The sequence below is a fragment of the Virgibacillus carmonensis genome (assembly GCF_057836705.1).
In genome coordinates, this window is record NZ_JBYQFJ010000313.1 from 1 (window position 1) to 567 (window position 567).

General features: G+C 40.2%; 1 protein-coding gene. It reads left to right on the top strand.

The genetic code is table 11. The features are described 5' to 3' along the window. Positions 1-26: 26 nt before the first annotated feature. Positions 27-567: Na+/H+ antiporter NhaC family protein (locus AC3G7N_RS22050; RefSeq protein WP_489424256.1), on the top strand; the 541-nt coding region annotated here is incomplete at its 3' end.

Here is a 567-nt window from a genome sequence, read left to right on the forward strand (position 1 = left end):
CGCCGCTTTTGAAGTTATTTGATGATATGAAACTGGACCGGCGCGGGGTAGCTTCGGCATTAACATTTGGACTTACCGCTCCATACATTATGATACCAGCCGGGTTTGGCTTGATTTTTCAGGGGATTATTAAAGATAGTATGGAAGCAAATGGGCTTAGTATAGCAATGGGACAAGTTACTTTATCCATGCTAATTCCTGGCCTGGGTATGATTGCAGGACTCCTATTTGCTGTTTTCGTTACATTCCGTAAAAATCGTATATCAAAGCAAGGTACAGTTAATGAAATTGAACCTATTGGAACACCAGAAAATATTACCTTTAACAAAAAACACCTTTATACAATCATTGCAATAGCTGCTGCCCTAGTTGTCCAACTGATTACAGAAAACTTAATCCTTGGTGCCTTAACTGGTCTCATTTTAATGTTTGCCTTGATCGTTGTTCCATTCCATAAAGGGGATAAGGTCATGACCGATGGAATTGCGATGATGGGAACCATATCCTTTGTTATGCTGGTAGCATCAGGGTACGGGAATATTTTACAAAAGACTGGTGCAGTAAACG